This is a genomic window from Tessaracoccus aquimaris (assembly GCF_001997345.1).
In the GTDB taxonomy this organism is placed as follows: domain Bacteria; phylum Actinomycetota; class Actinomycetes; order Propionibacteriales; family Propionibacteriaceae; genus Arachnia; species Arachnia aquimaris.
In genome coordinates, this window is sequence record NZ_CP019606.1 from 2,444,107 (window position 1) to 2,460,139 (window position 16,033).

Below are 16,033 nucleotides of genomic sequence, written 5' to 3' on the forward strand. Positions count from 1 at the left end.
GTTTTCATATGTCAGACTTTCAGCCAGCGCTATCGAGGTCGATTGGAGGGACGTCGATGCTTCCGTTTGCTCCCCTGCGAGCCGAGGACGACGATCAGGGTCCGCGGGGCAAGTACCGAAAGACGGCGAAGACCAGGGCAAAGATCCTGGAGGCCGCTCTGGCCGTCTTCAGCGAGTTCGGATTCGAGGCGGGCACGCTGCGTCAGGTCGCAGAGCTTGCGGGGATCAGCCAGGCGGGCCTACTGCACCACTACCCCAACAAGGTGGCACTCCTGTCGGCCCTCTTGGACAAGCGCGACGAGCGCGCCATGGAGGACACCCAGGACCTCGGTCGCGGCGCGCGCCACCTGCTGGCGGCCTTCGACTTCGCCCGCTCCAATGCAGAGACCCCCTTCGAGATCGACCTGTTCGCCGTGCTGTCCGCAGAGGCGACCCGACCCGACCATCCGGCCAACGACTACATGCGCCGCCGCTACCGCTGGGTGGCCGGGATGATGGAGGAATCCTTCACGGTGCTGCATGACGAGGGCCACCTGGTCGGCGGCATCGAGCCTGCGGAGGCGGCCAGCCAACTGATCGCCCTGTGGGACGGCCTCCAGATCCAGTGGCTGCTAGGGGTGGGCGAGGTCAACATCGCGGACCGGTTGGAGTCGTTCACGAACCTGTTGCTGACCCGCCCGCTCGCCGAGTTGGCCGCCCCGGCCGACTCGCTGCTCTGAGCCGTGCGGCGTCCTGGGTGATCCGCCGGGGCGATGTGATCCGCCGGGGCGACGCGGCGCCATCGCGGCGCCGAAACGTCAACGCAGGCCCGGGACCCTCTCGGGCCAGTAGTAGGGCAGCGCGAGCCGTTTGGGGCTCGCGGTCCGAAGCCGTTCGTGGGTGTCGGCGGCCCGCTTCGGGGTGAAGGTCTTCGCGGTGACCGGGGCGAGGGTGAGCAGCGTGATGTCGTCGTCGCCGCCGCGAGGTCCGGGGGCTTGAGTGTCTTCGGGCCACTGCTGGTCGACCGCGATCAGGTAGCGAACGCCCTCTGGCCACGCAAGGTCCGCGAGATCGGCGTCAGCGGGCGCGAGGAGGTCGCCCGCCTCGATCCTGGCGCCGCCCGCAACCCGCTCGGCGACCCGCTCCAGCAGGTCGATGGGGAACGAGTAGATCGACCGGTCGGCGTCGTAGGTGTTCAGCAGCGCCCACGGCCCAGGAAGCACAAGGGCGACCTCCGTCCCGGGCCCGAGGTCGCTCAGTCCTGCCGTGAACAGGTACACGTACGAGCCACCCGGTCGGATCTCGCCGAGCCAGAACCGAAAGGGCAACGACGCGGGTGAATGGCACGGGGAAGACCCCCGCGTAGTTGCGGCTGACGTGCGCAATCACCGGATACCCCTCCTCTGCGGGCCAGTCCCTCGATGCGGCGACGCTCAACCCGCCGAACCGCTCCAACACCGAGACCGTTTCGGGGTCCGCCTTCTTCCAACCCGCGAAGTCCACGGGGTAGCACCGTTGCAGATACCCAAGGCGGTTGACCTCCGCGCCAGCCTCAAGCAGCACCTTCGCTACCTCAGCCTGCCCATGGCGGACCGCGTCCATCTGCGGCGTCAGCGCCGTCTCGTCAGCACGTCCGGGCGGGCACCGCGCGCGAGCAACGTTCGCACTGCGCCCACGTCGCCCACGGCGGCCGCCCGGTTCAGCGGCACCAGGTTCGACCCCCCGGCGTCGGTCTGGTTGACGTCATCCATACCCGCCCCTCGTCTGCCGCCCACTGACCTCAGGCGTCGCGCCGAGCCCTACCGCTGCCGTGCGGTCAGCGGTGTGCCACGGTCATGCCGACGCCACGCGGCCCACGATGCCCGATCGGGGTGTCACTCTCCGGATACGAATCACACCGGAAACGCGAAGGCTCCCGACCGGATCGAGTCGGGAGCCTGTGAAACTAGTGGAGCTAGGGGGATTCGAACCCCCGGCCTTCTCATTGCGAACGAGACGCGCTACCAACTGCGCCATAGCCCCATGCTTTTCAAGCGTCGTTGAGTCTAGCAGCGCGGCTGGGCGCGCCACAAACCAGGCCCGTTCACTCGCCGATCGCGCGCGGGCGGAACTGGGCGACGTTGTCAGTGGTCATCGTCTCCTCCGATTCGACGACCTCCGCCGCCGGGTGGTCGGCGGTCGGGACGATCGGCGCGGTGGCTGTCACGGGGGCCGACAGGTCGATGGTGCGGACCGTGCGCGGCAGCAGCGGCTGCGACACGTACGTGGCGGGCGTGACGGGGATCGGGTCCCACAGCGCGCCGGTCGTGGTCGGCACCGACAGGTCGACGGAGATCTCGATCCCCTCGGTGCCCTCGAAGTCGGTGAGGTCGATCGTCTCGGTGTCCTCGTTCTCGTCGAAGCCCCGCTCCACGGCCGCGGCGCGGGTGTCGAGGCTGCGGTGCATCGAGACCACGGAGAACCGGGCGACCGCGAGGAAGCCGACGAGCAGTCCGCCGGGAACGGCGAGGCTCCACCACGGCACGATCGCCAGGAAGGCGAGCACCGCGAGCGTCACCACGGCGACGAGCAGCGCGCACACGACCACGAGGCGACGCTTCGCCGCCTGGCGCGCGATCATCCGCAGTTCATGCACCTCAGCGCGGCGCGTCAACGGCGTCGACACGGCGGAGGTGTCCTCGTCCTGGTAGTCCTCGACGTCGCGGCGCAGGATCCGCACCGAGTTGGAGAAGCGTTCGGTCGGGTCCCCGTCGAGCTCCACATCGGCCGTCCGCTGCGACATCACCCAGGGCAGGGCGAGGGCGAGGCCGGCGACGACAACAAGGGAGATGAGGATTCCGGCGAGCATGCGACCACCGTAAACAACAACGGTGTAATTTGCGCCCCGACAGGCCGGGCGCGTCGGGTGTTGACGAAAAGTCGGGAGACTACTCCTCGTCGAGGAGCCAGACCTTGACGGCCTCCCCGCGCGGACCGACTCGACCGCCTCGTCCACCACGATGAGGGCGTTGGACGCGGCGAGTTCACCGAGCGCGTGCGGCATCGAGACCGCCGCGACCTGGCGGACGCTTCCCTCCGACGTGACCCTCCCGCGGAGCAGGTGAAGCTGGCCGAGCATCGAGCGCAGCGGCTGCGTCGCGATGGCCCGCACCGCACGGTGCGAGGTGCCCGCACCCATCAACTGGCGGATCATCGGGCGGGCGAACGCCTGGAAGGTCACATAGGCGCTGACAGGGTTGCCGGGCAGCATCAGCATCGGCACCTGGTCCTCGCCGATCAGGCCGAAGGTCTGCATCCGGCCGGGAGACATCGCGACGTTGACCGAGTCGACCAGGCCGATCTCCTGCATGACGGCGGCGACGGCCTCGTAGTCCTCGCGCTTCCCGCCCGTCGTCGAGATGACGAGGTCGGCGCGGATCAGTTGGTCGGTGACGACCTGCTTGATGGTCGCGGGGTCGTTGGAGTGGACGGCGACGCGGAACACGGTCGCTCCGACGGCGCGGGCCGCGGCGGCGATCATGAACGAGTTGGCGTCGGCGCTCTGACCGTGCCCGATCTCCTCGCCCGGATCGACGAGGTGCTCGCCCGAACTGACCACGACGACGCGTGGGCGGGGGCGGACCATCACCTTGTCGATGCCCGCGCCTGCCAGGAGCCCGATGGCGCGGTCGTCGAGGGTGTCGCCCTCGCTCAGCAGGCGCGTGCCCGCCTCCAGGTGCTCGCCGGCGGCGCGTGAGTATTCGCCTGCGGCGACCTTCTCCACGAGCCGCACGCGCCCCTCGGCGAGGGTCCCAAACGTCGTCGGAAGCACGGCGTTCGCGCCGCGCGGCAGCACGTCGCCGGGGCAACCGCCACCACCGCGCCAGCCGGGAGCCGGTCCGTGTCGCCCAGGTCGATCAGTTCGAGTGGCTCGGCGAGGTGCCCCTCGTCATCCAGCAGGTCCGAGGCGCGCACCGCGTAGCCCTCGACCTTCGCGGTGCTGTTCGGCGGGACGTTGATCATGGAGTCGATGTCCTCGCACACGACCTGATCCCATGCGTCGAGCAGCGTCATCCCGAACGGCTTCAGCGGTTCGACGAGGCTCAACAGGTAGGAGGTGTGGTCGGCGACACTGCGCAATCCGGAGGCGTCGACGGCGGGCGGCTCGGGAAGACGAGGCTCCTCCACCGGCTCTTCGACGACGGGCTCTTGCTTATTGCGTGCAAACCAAGCCATGGGTCCTACGATATGGCAATGCTCAGCCGACACAGGAAGGACTCGCTGCGAGCCGCCGTGTTGGCCGAGCGATCCGCCCTCTCCCCCGCCGTCTGGGACGCAGAGGACCGCGCCCGCACCGAGCATGTCCTCGCGCGGCTCACCGGTCGCTCCGGCACCGTCGCGTTGTACGCCTCCCTGCCTGGGGAGCCGGGCACCACCGCACTCATCGACGCCTTGGCCGACGCCGGCTGGAGAGTCCTTCTTCCGGTGCTGAGGCGGCGCGTCGACTGGGCCGAGTTCGCCTCGTGGGGCCAGATGGTGCCCGGCTGGCGCGACATCCCCGAGCCGAACGGCCCGCGTCTGGGGCCGGAGGCTCTCGCGCGGGCGAATCTCGTCTTCGTCTCCGCCTTGAGCGTCGGGCTGGACGGCTCCCGGCTCGGCACCGGCGGCGGCTGGTACGACCGGGCGCTCCCGTCGCGCACCCCCGGCACCCCGGTCGTGGCGCTTGCCCGAGGAGCGGAGGTCGTCGCCTCGGTGCCGATGGAGGAGCACGACGTGGCAGTCCAGGGCGTTGTCACCGAGACGGAATGGGTCGAACTGGAGCGCTGAACTATCATGGGATGGTCCACCGCCGCTGAAGAGAGCCGATCCATGCCCACGTACCAGTACCGCTGCACCAACTGCGGCAACGAGCTCGAGGCTGTGCAGAAGTTCTCGGACCCCGCGCTGACCGTGTGCCCGGAGTGCGAGGGTGAGCTCCGCAAGGTCTTCAGCGCCGTCGGCGTGGTCTTCAAGGGTTCCGGCTTCTACCGCACCGACTCGCGCAAGTCGTCGTCGCTGCCCGCCTCGGAGAAGAAGTCCGACGCTCCGGCGGCCAAGCCCGCCAAGACCGAGTCGGCCCCGGCCGCGGCCGCTCCCCAGGCAAAGTCGGCCTGACGCCGTCCGCCGCGGGTCGCTGAGCCCGTCCATCGCTGGACCGGCCGAAGGGCCGGTGGTTCTCCGGGCCTTCCCCCGTTCCCTGAGCCTGATCGTCCCCTGAGCCTGTCGAAGGGTCCGCAACCAGACACGGAGCACGGACGTCTCGACAAGCTCGACGAACGGCCGGGTTAGGGCCTTCGTTGAGCATGTTTGGTTGCTCATTGCGTGTTGAGCCGTAGTTGAACGTTCGAATCGCAATCGACTTACCAAACATGCTCAAGGCCAGGCCAGTTGAAGTGGAAATGTTGACTGACCTTGCCCTGTGGACAGGTGAGAACGACCTCCCACCGCGGCGGATAACGGGGCATGCGACGCATTGCCACCTCCATCGTCACCTTCGTCTCCTGGCACAGACGCGCGATCGGCGCGCTGCTGGCCGCCGCGTCCGTCCTGCTGCTCGCTGAGGCGCTGAGGACGCCCGTCGAGACGGTCGACGCCCTGGTCGCCACCGTCGCGCTGCCCGCCGGGCACACCATCACCCCCGCCGATGTGGAGGTCAGGGCTCTACCGCCCGGAGCCTTGCCCGACGACTCCCTGGCCTCGCCAGATGACGCGATCGGGCGCACCCTCGCGGCGGCGGTCAGCGGCAGCACAGTGCTGCAGCCTGGCTCGCTCGCCAACGATCACCGGGCAGCAGACGGGCGCGCGATCGTGCCGATCGCCGTCTCCGACGACGGGCTGCGAGCGCTGCTCTCCCCCGGTGACAGGGTCTCCCTGGTGACCCAAGGCCCCGATTCCATGGTGGTGCTCTGCTCAGACGCGATCATCGTGGCGCTTCCCTCCGGGCCGGACCCCGCCGGGCGCCTGGCGGACGCGACCCAGCGGCCCTCAACGATGATCCTCGTCGAGGTCCCTCAGGAAGATGCGGCCAACGTCGCGACGTTCGGACAGGGGGTCGGGGTCAGCGTGATTTTGGGCACGGTGTAGGGTTGGGGGGCCGAAGGGTGTTGCCACGGCCCCTTTGATCGTTATATATTCTTTCGCGGTCAACTGCTGGCCCACCCGTGCTGCCCTCTGCAGCGCCGGGCAACTCCCCCGCCACGGCGAGGCACACAGAAAGACACACTTCCTATGAAGGGTTTCAAGGAATTCCTGCTGCGCGGCAACCTCGTTGAGTTGGCCGTCGCCTTCGTCATCGGCGGCGCGTTCGCCACCGTCGTCGAGGCCTTCACCACGATGTTCATGGACATCCTCGGCAAGGCCGGCGGCACGCCGGACTTCTCCGCCTGGAAGCCGGGCGGCGTCAGCGTCGGCGTGTTCCTGACCGCGCTCGTCGCGTTCGTCATCATGGCCGCCGTCGTCTACTTCGGCGTCGTGCTCCCCTACAACAAGGCCAAGGCGCGCTTCGAGAAGCCCGCCGAGGAAGCGGCCGCGGCTCCCACGACCGAGGACCTGCTCGTCGAGATCCGCGACGTGCTGAAGACCCAGCGCAACTGAACCACCTCACACAATCGGGGCGTCCCTTCGGGGGCGCCCCTTTTGCATGCCCGGCCCGGGCTCGCTCAGGGCCTCAACCCCAGTGAGGTGGCCGGTCGTCCGCGAGCCGCTGCTCGTCCCTGGTGAGCGGGCGGATCGCCTGGTTGGCGTGCGTCAGACCGTCGAGGCCGAGTTCCCGACGCGCCTCGGCGAGGGCGGCGTCGAAGCGGGCGAAGCCGATGGCGCGGCGCGCCTCGATCGGCACGGCGAAGGGCCAGGGAAGCTGCTCCTGCTGGCAGCGGTGCCTGAGGTCGGCGAGGCTCGAACGGTCGAACCCCGCCTCGGCCAGCGCCGCCTCCAGCCCGCCGTCGCCGACGGAGAGTTGTCGGCCGGTCAGGGCAAGTGTCAGCGCCTCGGCCAGTTCTACGTCAGTCACCGAGATGGGTGCCGACCGGGATGGTCGCGGGGCCGCCCTCGTCGAGCAGTTCCACGTCTCCGGTCACCACGACGCTGGGCTCGAACGTCCAGTCGCCCGTGACCTTGAGCGAGGACGCCTTACGCAGGGACGGTGCGGACGGGATCCGGCGGCTGAACTCGTCGACCAACTTGTAGTAGCGCGAGTCGAGCGCGATCTCGGGGGCCGACTCGGTGGTGGCGACCAGCTTGCCTTCCGCGGTCAGCGAGTACACGTCGGAGCGCAGCAGCAGCAGTTCGTTGGTGGTCTTGACGGGAAGGAAGCGGTCCCGGCCGACGCAGATCGCGGTCGCGCCCTCGAACACCTCGATGGCGGCACCCATGGCGGACTCGATCTGGATTACCGGCGTCGAGGACGAGTCGCCGGGATCGACCGTCTTCTCGTTGCGGATCAGCGGAAGTCCAAGCACCGAGTTGCGCTCGACGAGCGCCGCCCGAAGCGCCACGAGGTCGAACCACAGGTTGTTGGTGTGGAAGAACGGGTGACGGTGCTCGTCGGTGAAGTAGTCCATCTCCTCCGCGGCCGTCTGGGCGGTGTCGCGCAGGATCAGTTGCCCGTCCTCCTTGCGGATCGCAAGATGGCCGCCCTTCTTGTCGTTGATCGTGCGGCGGCACAGCTCTGCTGCATAGGGCGCCCCCGACTGCGCGAACCAGCCCGCGATGGTGGCGTTGGGTGCGGCGCCCAGGTTGTCGCCGTTGGACACGCAGGCGTAGCGGAAGCCGTGCTCGATGAGTTTGTCGAGCACGCCGGAGCCCTCAAGTGCGGGGTACAGGTCCCCGTGGCCGGGCGGGCACCACTCGAGAGTCGGATCGTCGGCCCATTCGACCGGAGTCAGGTCGTCGGCGCGCAGCTTGGGTTCCTTGCTCTGCACGAAGCTGAGCGGAAGATCCTCGACGTACAACTCCGGATACTTCGCGAGGTACTCGAGGGTGTCACCCTCGGTACGGAAGGAGTTCATCAGCAGAAGCGGCAGGCGTGCGTCGTAGCGTTCCCGCGCCGCGAGGACCTGCCGGGCGATCAGGTCCAGGAAGTTCATCCCGTCGCGGACCTTGAGCAGGGTCTTGGCCTTGTCGAGACCCATCGACGTACCGAGGCCGCCGTTGAGCTTGATGATGACGGTCTTCCCGATGGCCTCGCGGGCCTGCGCGTCGGTGATGTCGACGTCCGCCAGCATCGGCGGATCGAGGAGCGGCTCGATGGTGTCCTCGCGGATGACCCCGGTGGCGCCGGACTCGAGGAGCTCATAGAAACGCGAAAACACCTCGATCGCGGGCGCGGACACTCCGGCGTCGAGCATCTTCTGACGGGCGGCTTCCAGACCGGCTGCAGACACAGGTACTTTCCCTTCACGAGCGAACGCGTTCGATCCTAACGGCCACCAGGCCAGAGGTGAATCCGCTCACCCCTTCGGGCGGAGTTCCGCTCACACGCGCCACCCATGTGACTCACAGCCTGCACACAGACTCGGTTGGTTGGGTCGGAACATGCCTGATCCCGATCGGAAGGACCCAACGATGGGTCGTTACCCGCACGAAGCCACGTTCACCGTCATGGACCTCGATTGCCTCGTCATCACGACCGAGCCAGAGGAACTCTTCCCCGCCATTGACGAGGTCATCGAAACCGTCAACACCCTCGCCGCCACCGCCTCTCTCGACCTGCACGGTTCCGAGGTGTCGCGGCTCGGTAGGCTCGCGCGCTTCGCGGAGATCACCGTGCCCGCCAGCGACACGCTGATCGACTACCTGCGCGCTGCGCTGTGGGCGGCCGACCTGACCGGCGGCCTGGTCGACCCCACCGTCGGGTCGCTCGCCTCAGACGACACATCCCGCGGCTGGGAACGGATCGTGCTCGGAGATGGCGTCGTGACGCTGCCACGCGGCTGCGTCCTGGACCTCGGCGCCACCGCCCCGGCCCGCGCGGCGGACCTGCTGGTGCGACGTCTCGCCGAGGAGCATCGCGGCGGGTTCCTGGTCAGCATCGGCGGCGACATGGCCGTCGCTGGCGACCATCCGGACGAGGGCTGGAGGATCCCCGTCACCAGCCCCACCGGAAAGATGCTGCAACTTGTCTCGACGACGAGGGCGGCGCTTGCCCGTTCCGCGTCCGCATCGACGGACGGAGCGCCCGCGGTGGTCGATCCGCGCACCGGCGACGCCGCCGACCGAGTGTGGACGCAGGTGACGGTCGCGGCATGCACCGCTCTCGAGGCCAACGCCTGGGCGACGGCATCGGTGGTGCTCGGCGAGCGGGCGCCCGACTGGCTGACGCACTTCGGCGTCTCGGCCCGGCTCGAACGTCGCACCGGCACGACCCGCTTCACGAAGGGCTGGCCGCACCCTCGCCTGGTCGCCGCTTAGGAGACGTGGACAATGCCGTGCGCGCCCCGCTCGGCGTCGCTCATCAGGTGGCTCACGACCGGGTAGTGGCCCGGCTCGGTGAAGGTGAGTTCCACGAAACCGCCCTCCGCTGGCTGCAGGGCGAGCGCCTGTGCGCCCCCTCCCGATGAGCCGAAGGCGTCGGCGCCGTCCTTGAGGTGGTAGCCGCCCTCGCGGTAGAGCGTGTCGAACTGGCCGCCGACGATGTGGAAACTGGACGCCCTGTCGGGGCCTGCGTCGAGGACGAAGAACCTGACCTTCTCCCCGACCTTCGCTTCGAACATCTGCTGGTCGTACTGGTTCGCGACGCCGTTGAACACGACGAAGTCGGGGTTGCCTGCCGCGATCCGGGCCGGGTCGATGTCCACCGCAGCCTCCGCCGTCGAGGCGTTGGTTGTGAAGACCTCGGACTGCACGAGGACGTACTCCCTGTCGACCTTCGGCAGGCCGCCCTCCGGTTCGATGATGACCACCCCGTGCATGCCTGCGGAGATGTGGGCGCTCATCGGCATGGTGGAGCAGTGGTACATCCACACGCCCGCCCGCTCGGCGGTGAACCGGTAGACGAGCCTCTCCCCCGGCGCGATGGTGCGCATCGGCTGGTCGGGTGCGACCGCGCCCGCGTGGAAGTCGATGGAATGCCCCATGGTGCCGTCGTTGATCAGCGTGATCTCGAACGCGTCGCCGACCCTGCCCCGCAGGGTCGGCCCGACCGGCCCGCCGTTGAACGTCCAGCGACGCTGCCAGACGCCGGGCGCGACCTCGAGCGGCACCTCCGTCACCCTGAACTCGTACTTGTGCACCGTCTCCGCGGTCAGCGGCGGCGCGACCGGGTCGACGATCCGGCTCAGCTTCGCGGAAGCGTCGGCGGTGGCGCCGTGCCCGCTGTGATCGGCGGGCGTTGAGGTCGGTTCCGGCTGAGCAGAACCCGCAACCACGACGTCGAAGACCATGCCCATCTGACGGTGGCCGACGACGGTGCACCAGCCCTCGATGCTTGCCCCGACGACGCCGAGGTCGAGTTCCGCGGTCTCACCCATCGCGAGGCGCGGGGTCCGCGCCGAGCCGATCAACAGGTCGTGCACGTTGGTGGCGTCATGGTTGGTCAGTTTGATCACGACACGGTCGCCCGGGTTGACCTCCACCCGGTTTGGTTCGAAGCGCATGTCGTGGGCCATCACCTCGACGGTGACGGTCTGCCCGGTCGGTGCGACCTGGGTGGCGGGCGGCGCCCCGGCGTTGAGGCCAGCGGCCGACGGGTCGGCCCCGATGCCGAGCGTCAGCGCGATCGCCAGGGCGGCGATCCCGGCCACGAACCCGTTGCCGGTGATCGCGGAGGTCCGCTGCGGCTCGGCGGCAGGCTCGCCCGCCTGGGCCCGCCGCTTCTCGGTCGCGGCGGCGCGCAGGCCGAGGATGAGCAGCGGGATGAACGCCACGAGGGCGAGCAGCACCAGCGAGGAGACGCTCACCTTCGCCCAACTCGGGATCGGCAGGAGCCACAGCAGCAGGCCCCCGTTGATGATGACGAGGCGGGCGGTGGCGAACCGGTCGAAGTAGCGCCCTCCCGCCCTGACGACCCGCGGGCCACCGCCGAACACCGACGGCAGCAGGTAGGAAAGTGCCCCGGTGAGCAGTTGCAGCAGGAACCCGACGACCCACACCGCGGCGAGCGTCGGGTAGTCGGTCGCCAGGCGGAGGTCGTCGGAGAAGGCGACGTGGACCGCCGTCATGATCAGCGCGATGGTCGCCCAGACGGCACCCGCGAGGATGGAGGCCGACGCGAACTCCCGGGGAGGCTGCTTTCGGGCGGGGGCCACGAGGCAGCGCCCGAACCAGACGAGGCCCGCCGCGTAGCCGAGGATGCCGACGGCCGAGACCAGACGCAGGCCGGTCAGCGACCCGGCGATCACGACCGCCAGGGAGCCGAGCAGGATCGGAAGGGCCTGCTTGGCGAGGCGCTCGGCGCGGTCGTCCATCCTGGTGCGCAGCACCGTCGGCCAGAAGGTGACGAGCGTCCCGACGACCGTCAGGCCGACCCAGCCGAGCAGCATCGTCAAGGAGTGGGCGACCAGCAGGTTGGCGTGCCAGCGGTCGTCGAGGCCGAGCGCGAGGGTCGCGCCGAACCCAGCCCCGACCGGCAGGCAGAGCGCAGCGGCGACGTAGTAGCGGATGCAGATCCGGAAGCGGCCGGGAAGCGCGCGCCTGAGGTCGCACACCAGCACGACGCCGTGCCACAGCACCGCCGTTGACACCAGGGTCGCACCGACGACCACGAGCCACCAGATGGCCACGGGTACGCCGATGAAGACGAGCAGCGCCCCGACGGCGAGCATCACGAGTCGGGCGTCGGCGAGCCTTCTGGTGTGGTCATCGTCGCGGGTCTTCAGCAGCGCGGCCGTGAAGTGGGCGCTCCAGACCATGATGGCGTGCGTGATCGCGCCGAGGGCGATCAGGTGGACCATCAGCCAGGTCGACTCCGGGATCCACCGGTGCGCGCCCGAGACGGCGACGGCGGCGACGAACCACAGGACGAGGGTGTAGTCGCGGAACCCGCGCTTGCCCCTCATCCCCTGACCACCGAGACGACGACGGTGAGTGCGAACAACAGGACGGCTGCCACGGTGAGCGTGCCTCCTACCTGATAGGCGAGGGTGGTCTGTGAGAGGGCGCCTGCGAAGCGGACGGCGAGGCCGGCGTTGAGCAGGACGAGGGGCACCCACATGGGGGCGCGATACGGAAGGGGTCGACCGATCACCGCCGGGAAGATGATCGGGGCGTGGGCCATGATCATCGACATCCCGAAGCCGAGGAACACCCCGTGGACGACGGTGTCGTACGCGCCTGCCGACGTCGGTTGCCCGACGACGAACCACACGACCCCGGCGAGCCCGAGCCACACGTTGCCCGCCAGGAGCGCGGCAGCGTTGAACCGGCGCAGCCCCTTGGAGCGGATCATCCGGCGGCCCACGTCGTCGCGGATCAGCCACGCGGCGGTGATCAGGCAGCCGAGGCCGAACGCCCGCGCGCCCCAGTCGGGGAGGGCGAGGCTCAGCGCGGCGGCCACCGCAAGGAACCCGCTCACGGCGAGCAGCATAGGGACGGCCCGACGTCCCATGGTCAGTTGCGCCAGTTCCGCGCGCTCCGAGCCGATGGCGATGACGAGGAAGGCCGCCAGCAGGATGACGACGCTCGGCATCTCGGCGAACAGCCAGGAGACGGAGGCAAGGACGGTGAACAATGCGGCAAGCACCTGCGCGGCCACGAGCCCGAGCGGGGCGCGCCGCCACAGCGCGAGCGTCACCACCAGGAACGCGATTGCGCCGTCGAGCAGCAGCAGTTTTCCGAGTGCGACGGGCAGGCCGGTGAGCAGGACGAGCGACCCCAGGGCGAACAGCCCCGGTGCCAGGTAGGCGAGCGGGTTGCGCAGGGCTTGGGCGCGCTCAAGTGAGATGAGGGTGCCCATGAAGCCGAGCACCATCACGGGGCCGTGCAGGTCGGCGATCCGGTCCGAGATGACCGGCGCCCACAGGCCGAGCCGGAGCAGCCCGGCGTTGAGGCCGGTGAGGAGGGAGAGGCCTGCGAGCGCGATGAGCGTCATCCGCAGGCCGCGCGTCCGCTCAGAGGCGGCGAGTGCGGAGGTCATGGCGTTGCCCTGAGGGCCCCGCCACGGTGCTGTCAGAGGGGAGGGACAAACGCACCGCGGCGGGGGCCGGGTCAGGCGTGGGTGAGCTTGAGCTTCCACGCCTCGGGGCCGCGTTGAACATACTCCACCGCGATGTCACCGCCGTGCCGCTCGGCGATCTGGCCCAGCAGGGGGAGGGGGTCGTGCGGGGCGATCAGGATGAAGGCAGCACCGGGCTGGAGCCCGTCGACGACGCCGAAGATCGCGGCGTGCCGGACGGCGTGCGGGATGGTGCGGGCGTCGAGTTCGGGAAGCTGTTCGTGGGCTGCTCCGCAGCCGCAGGCGGACTTGGCGGTCAGGTTGAGTTCGGTCACGCTTCGAATATTACTACCATCTTCTTGGATTAATCATCAGGGGCTTTGGAGCAGGCCCGCCAGCGCCAGCCGTGATGCGTCGCATGGGGCGTGACGGCTATCCTTGTCGAGTTGGCCCCGTAGCTCAGGGGATAGAGCAGAGGTTTCCTAAACCTTGTGTCGGAAGTTCGAATCTTCCCGGGGTCGCCACGCCTGCGATGTCCTCCAACCCCGTCGGAACGGCTCTCGCCCCTGATGTGGTTCGGCGTGGCCCTCGCTCCCCCGTCCTTGGAGGACGTCGCCTCGGCCTGTCGCTGGCTGAGCCGTGAAGCAGCGGGTGCCCCGCCTCCTTCGGTCGGAACCCGTCGCCGGTGCTGGGTGCTGCCGGTCGAGTCACCTGAGGACCCCTCGCCCGTCCGAATTGGGGATCGATCCCGCGCATGCGCCGATGGGGTGTGCTTGCATGGAGCCATGACTGTTCCCGTGATCAGACTCAATGACGGCCCGGAAATCCCCCAACTCGGCTACGGCGTGTTCAAGGTGCCCGCAGGCGACACGGAGCGCGCGGTGAGCGAGGCGCTCGAGATCGGCTACCGCCACATCGACACCGCCGCGATCTACGGCAACGAGGAGGGCGTCGGCAGGGCGATCGCCGCAAGCGGACTGCCACGCGACGAACTGTTCGTCACCACCAAGCTCTGGAACGATGACCACGACGGCGATGCACCCGATCGCGCGATCGAGGAGAGCCTCGGCAAGCTCGGCCTCGACCACGTCGACCTGTATCTGGTGCACTGGCCGACGCCGGAGAACGACAACTACGTGCACGCGTGGGAGAAGGTGGTCGGGATCCGCGAGCGCGGCCTGACCCGCAGCGCAGGCGTGTCCAACCACCTCGTGCGTCACCTCGACCGACTGGTCGACGAAACGGGCGTCGTCCCGTCGGTGAACCAGATCGAGTTGCACCCGCGGCACCTGCAGGCCGACATCGTCCGGTGGTGCGCCGAGCATGGCGTCGCCGTCGAGGCGTGGGGTCCGCTCGGGCAGGGCAAGTACGACATCGCCGCATGCGGCCCGGTCGCCGCCGCGGCCACCGCCCACGGTCGCAGCCCCGCGCAGGTCGTGCTGCGTTGGCACCTGCAGCGGGGCAGGATCGTGTTCCCCAAGTCGGTACATGTGGAGCGCCTGCGGGAGAACTTCGACGTGTTCGACTTCGACCTGACGGACAGGCAGTTGGACGCGATCGACTCGCTGGACCCGGGCGACGGCCGCGGGCGCGTGGGGTCGCACCCCAACGACGTGAACTGAGGTCGGCCGAGTCGGAGCCGTTCCCCGAGCAGTCGGGGTCCGAAAACCGTTCCCCGAGCTTGTCGAAGGGTCGCTCGTTCCCCGAGCCTGTCGGGGGGGCCACATGCCGTACCCCGAGGTGGTCGAGGGGTCGCTCGTTCCCCGAGCTTGTCGAGGGGTCCGAAACCACGAGCCGGTCAGGCCGTTCCCCGGTATCTCGAGGGGTCCGAAACCACCAGCCACGCTCGACGCTCGGACGCTTCGACAAGCTCAGCGATCGATGACCGCGACCCAGTCAACGGCCAGGCCGTTCCCCGAGCCTGTCGAGGGGTCCGAAACCACCAGCCACGCTCGGCGCTCGGACGCTTCGACAAGCTCAGCGATCGATGACCGCGACCCAGTCAACCGGCCGGGCCTCCCCACGCGGCTGTCGAGGGGCGACCGATTCCCGAGCTGGTCGAGGGTCGCTCGTTCCCCGAGCTTGTCGAGGGGTCCGAAACCACCGCCCCACTAAGCGCTTCGGCAGGCTCAGCGGACGGGCCGGGTCAGCGTTCGTGGCGCAGAAGCAGGTGGTCGAGGTGAGCCCTGATCTCGGGCCACTCCCCCGCGGTCACCGAGTACATCACCGTGTCGCGGATGGTGCCGTCCCTGCGCTGCGCTTGGCCGCGGATCACGCCGTCGCGCTTGGCCCCCAACCGCTCGATGGCCCGTTGGCTCGCGTGGTTGAAGTTGTCCGTCCGCCAGCCGACCGTATTGCAGCAGAGGTCCTCGAACGCGTGGATCAGCAGCAGTCGCTTCACCACAGTGTTGACGCTCGTGCGCTGGGACGACCTGCCAAGCCACGTGTAGCCGATCTCCAGGCGGCGCGGACCGGGCAGGATGTCGTGGAAGCTGGTGGTGCCGAGCACCCGGCCGGATGCCTCGTCGATGATCGCGAACGGGAACCTGGTGCCGTCCTCTCGGGCGGCGAGCGCGGCCTCGACGTAGCCACGCGTCTGCCCCGGCTCGGGCACCGAGGTGAGCCGGACGCGCCAGAGTTGCCCGTCGGCCGCGGCCGCCTCGAGCCCGTCGACGTGGGCGAGTGTCAGGGGCTCGACGCGCACGCCGCGGTCGGTCAGGGTTACTGGCTGCACGAAGGTCACGGACCTGTTGTACCGCACCGTGAGGTCGCGATCGGCGGGGTAACCGAACTTCGTCCGACTCGACAAGGCTTCGAGGGCGGTCGTCGTTGGCTGAGCATGCCGAAGTGTCCCCAGTGTTCACGGTGGTCGCGGACCCCTCGACAAGCTCGGGGGAACGTGTCTGCGTCGCCTCGACAAGCTCGGGAACACCGGTCGCTGAGCCTGTC

General features: G+C 69.1%; 16 protein-coding genes and 2 tRNA genes. 8 read left to right on the forward strand and 10 right to left on the reverse strand.

Annotation, left to right across the window (positions count from 1 at the left end; genetic code table 11):
- The first annotated feature begins 56 nt into the window (after window positions 1–56).
- Complete coding sequence (locus BW730_RS11435; protein WP_158522625.1) at window positions 57–719, forward strand: TetR/AcrR family transcriptional regulator; 663 nt, start codon at window positions 57–59, stop codon at window positions 717–719.
- Between the two features lie 78 nt (window positions 720–797).
- Here the strand turns inward: BW730_RS11435 and BW730_RS11440 are convergent, their stop codons facing one another.
- From BW730_RS11440 to BW730_RS11450, 4 genes are all read right to left on the reverse strand, one after another.
- Window positions 798–1,259, reverse strand: coding sequence for a hypothetical protein (locus BW730_RS11440; protein WP_077686347.1), 462 nt, complete (start codon window positions 1,257–1,259; stop codon window positions 798–800).
- Between the two features lie 330 nt (window positions 1,260–1,589).
- Window positions 1,590–1,730, reverse strand: a complete 141-nt coding sequence (locus BW730_RS18590) for a hypothetical protein (RefSeq protein WP_158522627.1) — start codon at window positions 1,728–1,730, stop codon at window positions 1,590–1,592.
- 198 nt (window positions 1,731–1,928) lie between these two features.
- A tRNA-Ala gene (locus BW730_RS11445) sits at window positions 1,929–2,001 on the reverse strand.
- A gap of 61 nt (window positions 2,002–2,062) precedes the next feature.
- Window positions 2,063–3,814: a molybdopterin-binding protein gene (locus BW730_RS11450; protein ID WP_077686348.1), complete on the reverse strand. Its 1,752-nt coding sequence runs from the start codon at window positions 3,812–3,814 to the stop codon at window positions 2,063–2,065.
- A gap of 398 nt (window positions 3,815–4,212) precedes the next feature.
- Between BW730_RS11450 and BW730_RS11455 the strand changes: the two genes are divergently transcribed.
- From BW730_RS11455 to mscL, 4 genes are all read left to right on the forward strand, one after another.
- Complete coding sequence (locus tag BW730_RS11455; protein WP_158522630.1) at window positions 4,213–4,785, forward strand: 5-formyltetrahydrofolate cyclo-ligase; 573 nt, start codon at window positions 4,213–4,215, stop codon at window positions 4,783–4,785.
- 42 nt (window positions 4,786–4,827) lie between these two features.
- Window positions 4,828–5,112, forward strand: a complete 285-nt coding sequence (locus BW730_RS11460; protein WP_077686350.1) for an FmdB family zinc ribbon protein — start codon at window positions 4,828–4,830, stop codon at window positions 5,110–5,112.
- A gap of 348 nt (window positions 5,113–5,460) precedes the next feature.
- On the forward strand, window positions 5,461–6,081 hold the full coding sequence (locus BW730_RS11465; protein WP_077686351.1) for an SAF domain-containing protein: 621 nt from the start codon (window positions 5,461–5,463) through the stop codon (window positions 6,079–6,081).
- 144 nt (window positions 6,082–6,225) lie between these two features.
- The gene (mscL, locus tag BW730_RS11470; protein WP_077686352.1) at window positions 6,226–6,591 is read left to right on the forward strand and encodes a large conductance mechanosensitive channel protein MscL; all 366 of its coding nucleotides are present in this window, start codon (window positions 6,226–6,228) and stop codon (window positions 6,589–6,591) included.
- Between the two features lie 73 nt (window positions 6,592–6,664).
- Here the strand turns inward: mscL and BW730_RS11475 are convergent, their stop codons facing one another.
- A complete protein-coding gene (locus BW730_RS11475; protein WP_077686353.1) occupies window positions 6,665–7,006 on the reverse strand; it encodes a hypothetical protein in 342 nt (113 codons plus the stop codon).
- The gene (locus BW730_RS11480) at window positions 6,999–8,378 is read right to left on the reverse strand and encodes a UTP--glucose-1-phosphate uridylyltransferase (protein ID WP_077686354.1); all 1,380 of its coding nucleotides are present in this window, start codon (window positions 8,376–8,378) and stop codon (window positions 6,999–7,001) included. The genes BW730_RS11475 and BW730_RS11480 overlap by 8 nt, the downstream gene beginning before the upstream one ends.
- 181 nt (window positions 8,379–8,559) lie before the next feature.
- On the opposite strand from BW730_RS11480, the gene BW730_RS11485 reads away from it, so the two are divergent.
- A complete protein-coding gene (locus tag BW730_RS11485; RefSeq protein WP_158522632.1) occupies window positions 8,560–9,405 on the forward strand; it encodes an FAD:protein FMN transferase in 846 nt (281 codons plus the stop codon).
- Here BW730_RS11485 and BW730_RS11490 read toward each other — a convergent pair.
- The 3 genes from BW730_RS11490 to BW730_RS11500 form a co-directional block, all read right to left on the reverse strand.
- A complete protein-coding gene (locus BW730_RS11490; RefSeq protein WP_077686356.1) occupies window positions 9,402–11,990 on the reverse strand; it encodes a multicopper oxidase domain-containing protein in 2,589 nt (862 codons plus the stop codon). The two genes, BW730_RS11485 and BW730_RS11490, sit on opposite strands and share 4 nt — an antisense overlap.
- Window positions 11,987–13,066, reverse strand: coding sequence for a hypothetical protein (locus tag BW730_RS11495; protein WP_226996750.1), 1,080 nt, complete (start codon window positions 13,064–13,066; stop codon window positions 11,987–11,989). Before BW730_RS11495 ends, BW730_RS11490 begins: the two co-directional genes overlap by 4 nt.
- A gap of 71 nt (window positions 13,067–13,137) precedes the next feature.
- A complete protein-coding gene (locus tag BW730_RS11500; RefSeq protein ID WP_226996752.1) occupies window positions 13,138–13,419 on the reverse strand; it encodes a DUF2249 domain-containing protein in 282 nt (93 codons plus the stop codon).
- A 113-nt stretch (window positions 13,420–13,532) separates the two neighbouring features.
- On the opposite strand from BW730_RS11500, the gene BW730_RS11505 reads away from it, so the two are divergent.
- Window positions 13,533–13,608: transfer RNA gene (locus BW730_RS11505), tRNA-Arg, on the forward strand.
- A 261-nt stretch (window positions 13,609–13,869) separates the two neighbouring features.
- Window positions 13,870–14,706 carry an aldo/keto reductase gene (locus BW730_RS11510; RefSeq protein ID WP_077686358.1) on the forward strand — a complete coding sequence of 279 codons (837 nt, stop codon included), beginning with the start codon at window positions 13,870–13,872 and terminating at the stop codon, window positions 14,704–14,706.
- A 524-nt stretch (window positions 14,707–15,230) separates the two neighbouring features.
- On the opposite strand, the gene BW730_RS11515 is transcribed toward BW730_RS11510, so the two are convergent.
- Entirely contained in the window at window positions 15,231–15,827 is a 597-nt protein-coding gene (locus BW730_RS11515) for a GNAT family N-acetyltransferase (protein WP_077687640.1), read from the reverse strand.
- Between the last annotated feature and the right edge of the window lie 206 nt (window positions 15,828–16,033).

What these genes read in the sequence shown, in the direction of transcription:
- BW730_RS11435 (WP_158522625.1), top strand. Translation starts at nt 57, where the DNA reads ATGCTTCCGTTTGCTCCCCTGCGAGCCGAGGACGACGATCAGGGTCCG.
- BW730_RS18590 (WP_158522627.1), bottom strand. Translation starts at nt 1,730, where the DNA reads ATGGATGACGTCAACCAGACCGACGCCGGGGGGTCGAACCTGGTGCCG.
- BW730_RS11455 (WP_158522630.1), top strand. Translation starts at nt 4,213, where the DNA reads ATGCTCAGCCGACACAGGAAGGACTCGCTGCGAGCCGCCGTGTTGGCC.
- BW730_RS11460 (WP_077686350.1), top strand. Translation starts at nt 4,828, where the DNA reads ATGCCCACGTACCAGTACCGCTGCACCAACTGCGGCAACGAGCTCGAG.
- BW730_RS11465 (WP_077686351.1), top strand. Translation starts at nt 5,461, where the DNA reads ATGCGACGCATTGCCACCTCCATCGTCACCTTCGTCTCCTGGCACAGA.
- mscL (WP_077686352.1), top strand. Translation starts at nt 6,226, where the DNA reads ATGAAGGGTTTCAAGGAATTCCTGCTGCGCGGCAACCTCGTTGAGTTG.
- BW730_RS11485 (WP_158522632.1), top strand. Translation starts at nt 8,560, where the DNA reads ATGGGTCGTTACCCGCACGAAGCCACGTTCACCGTCATGGACCTCGAT.
- BW730_RS11490 (WP_077686356.1), bottom strand. Translation starts at nt 11,990, where the DNA reads ATGAGGGGCAAGCGCGGGTTCCGCGACTACACCCTCGTCCTGTGGTTC.
- BW730_RS11495 (WP_226996750.1), bottom strand. Translation starts at nt 13,066, where the DNA reads ATGACCTCCGCACTCGCCGCCTCTGAGCGGACGCGCGGCCTGCGGATG.
- BW730_RS11510 (WP_077686358.1), top strand. Translation starts at nt 13,870, where the DNA reads ATGACTGTTCCCGTGATCAGACTCAATGACGGCCCGGAAATCCCCCAA.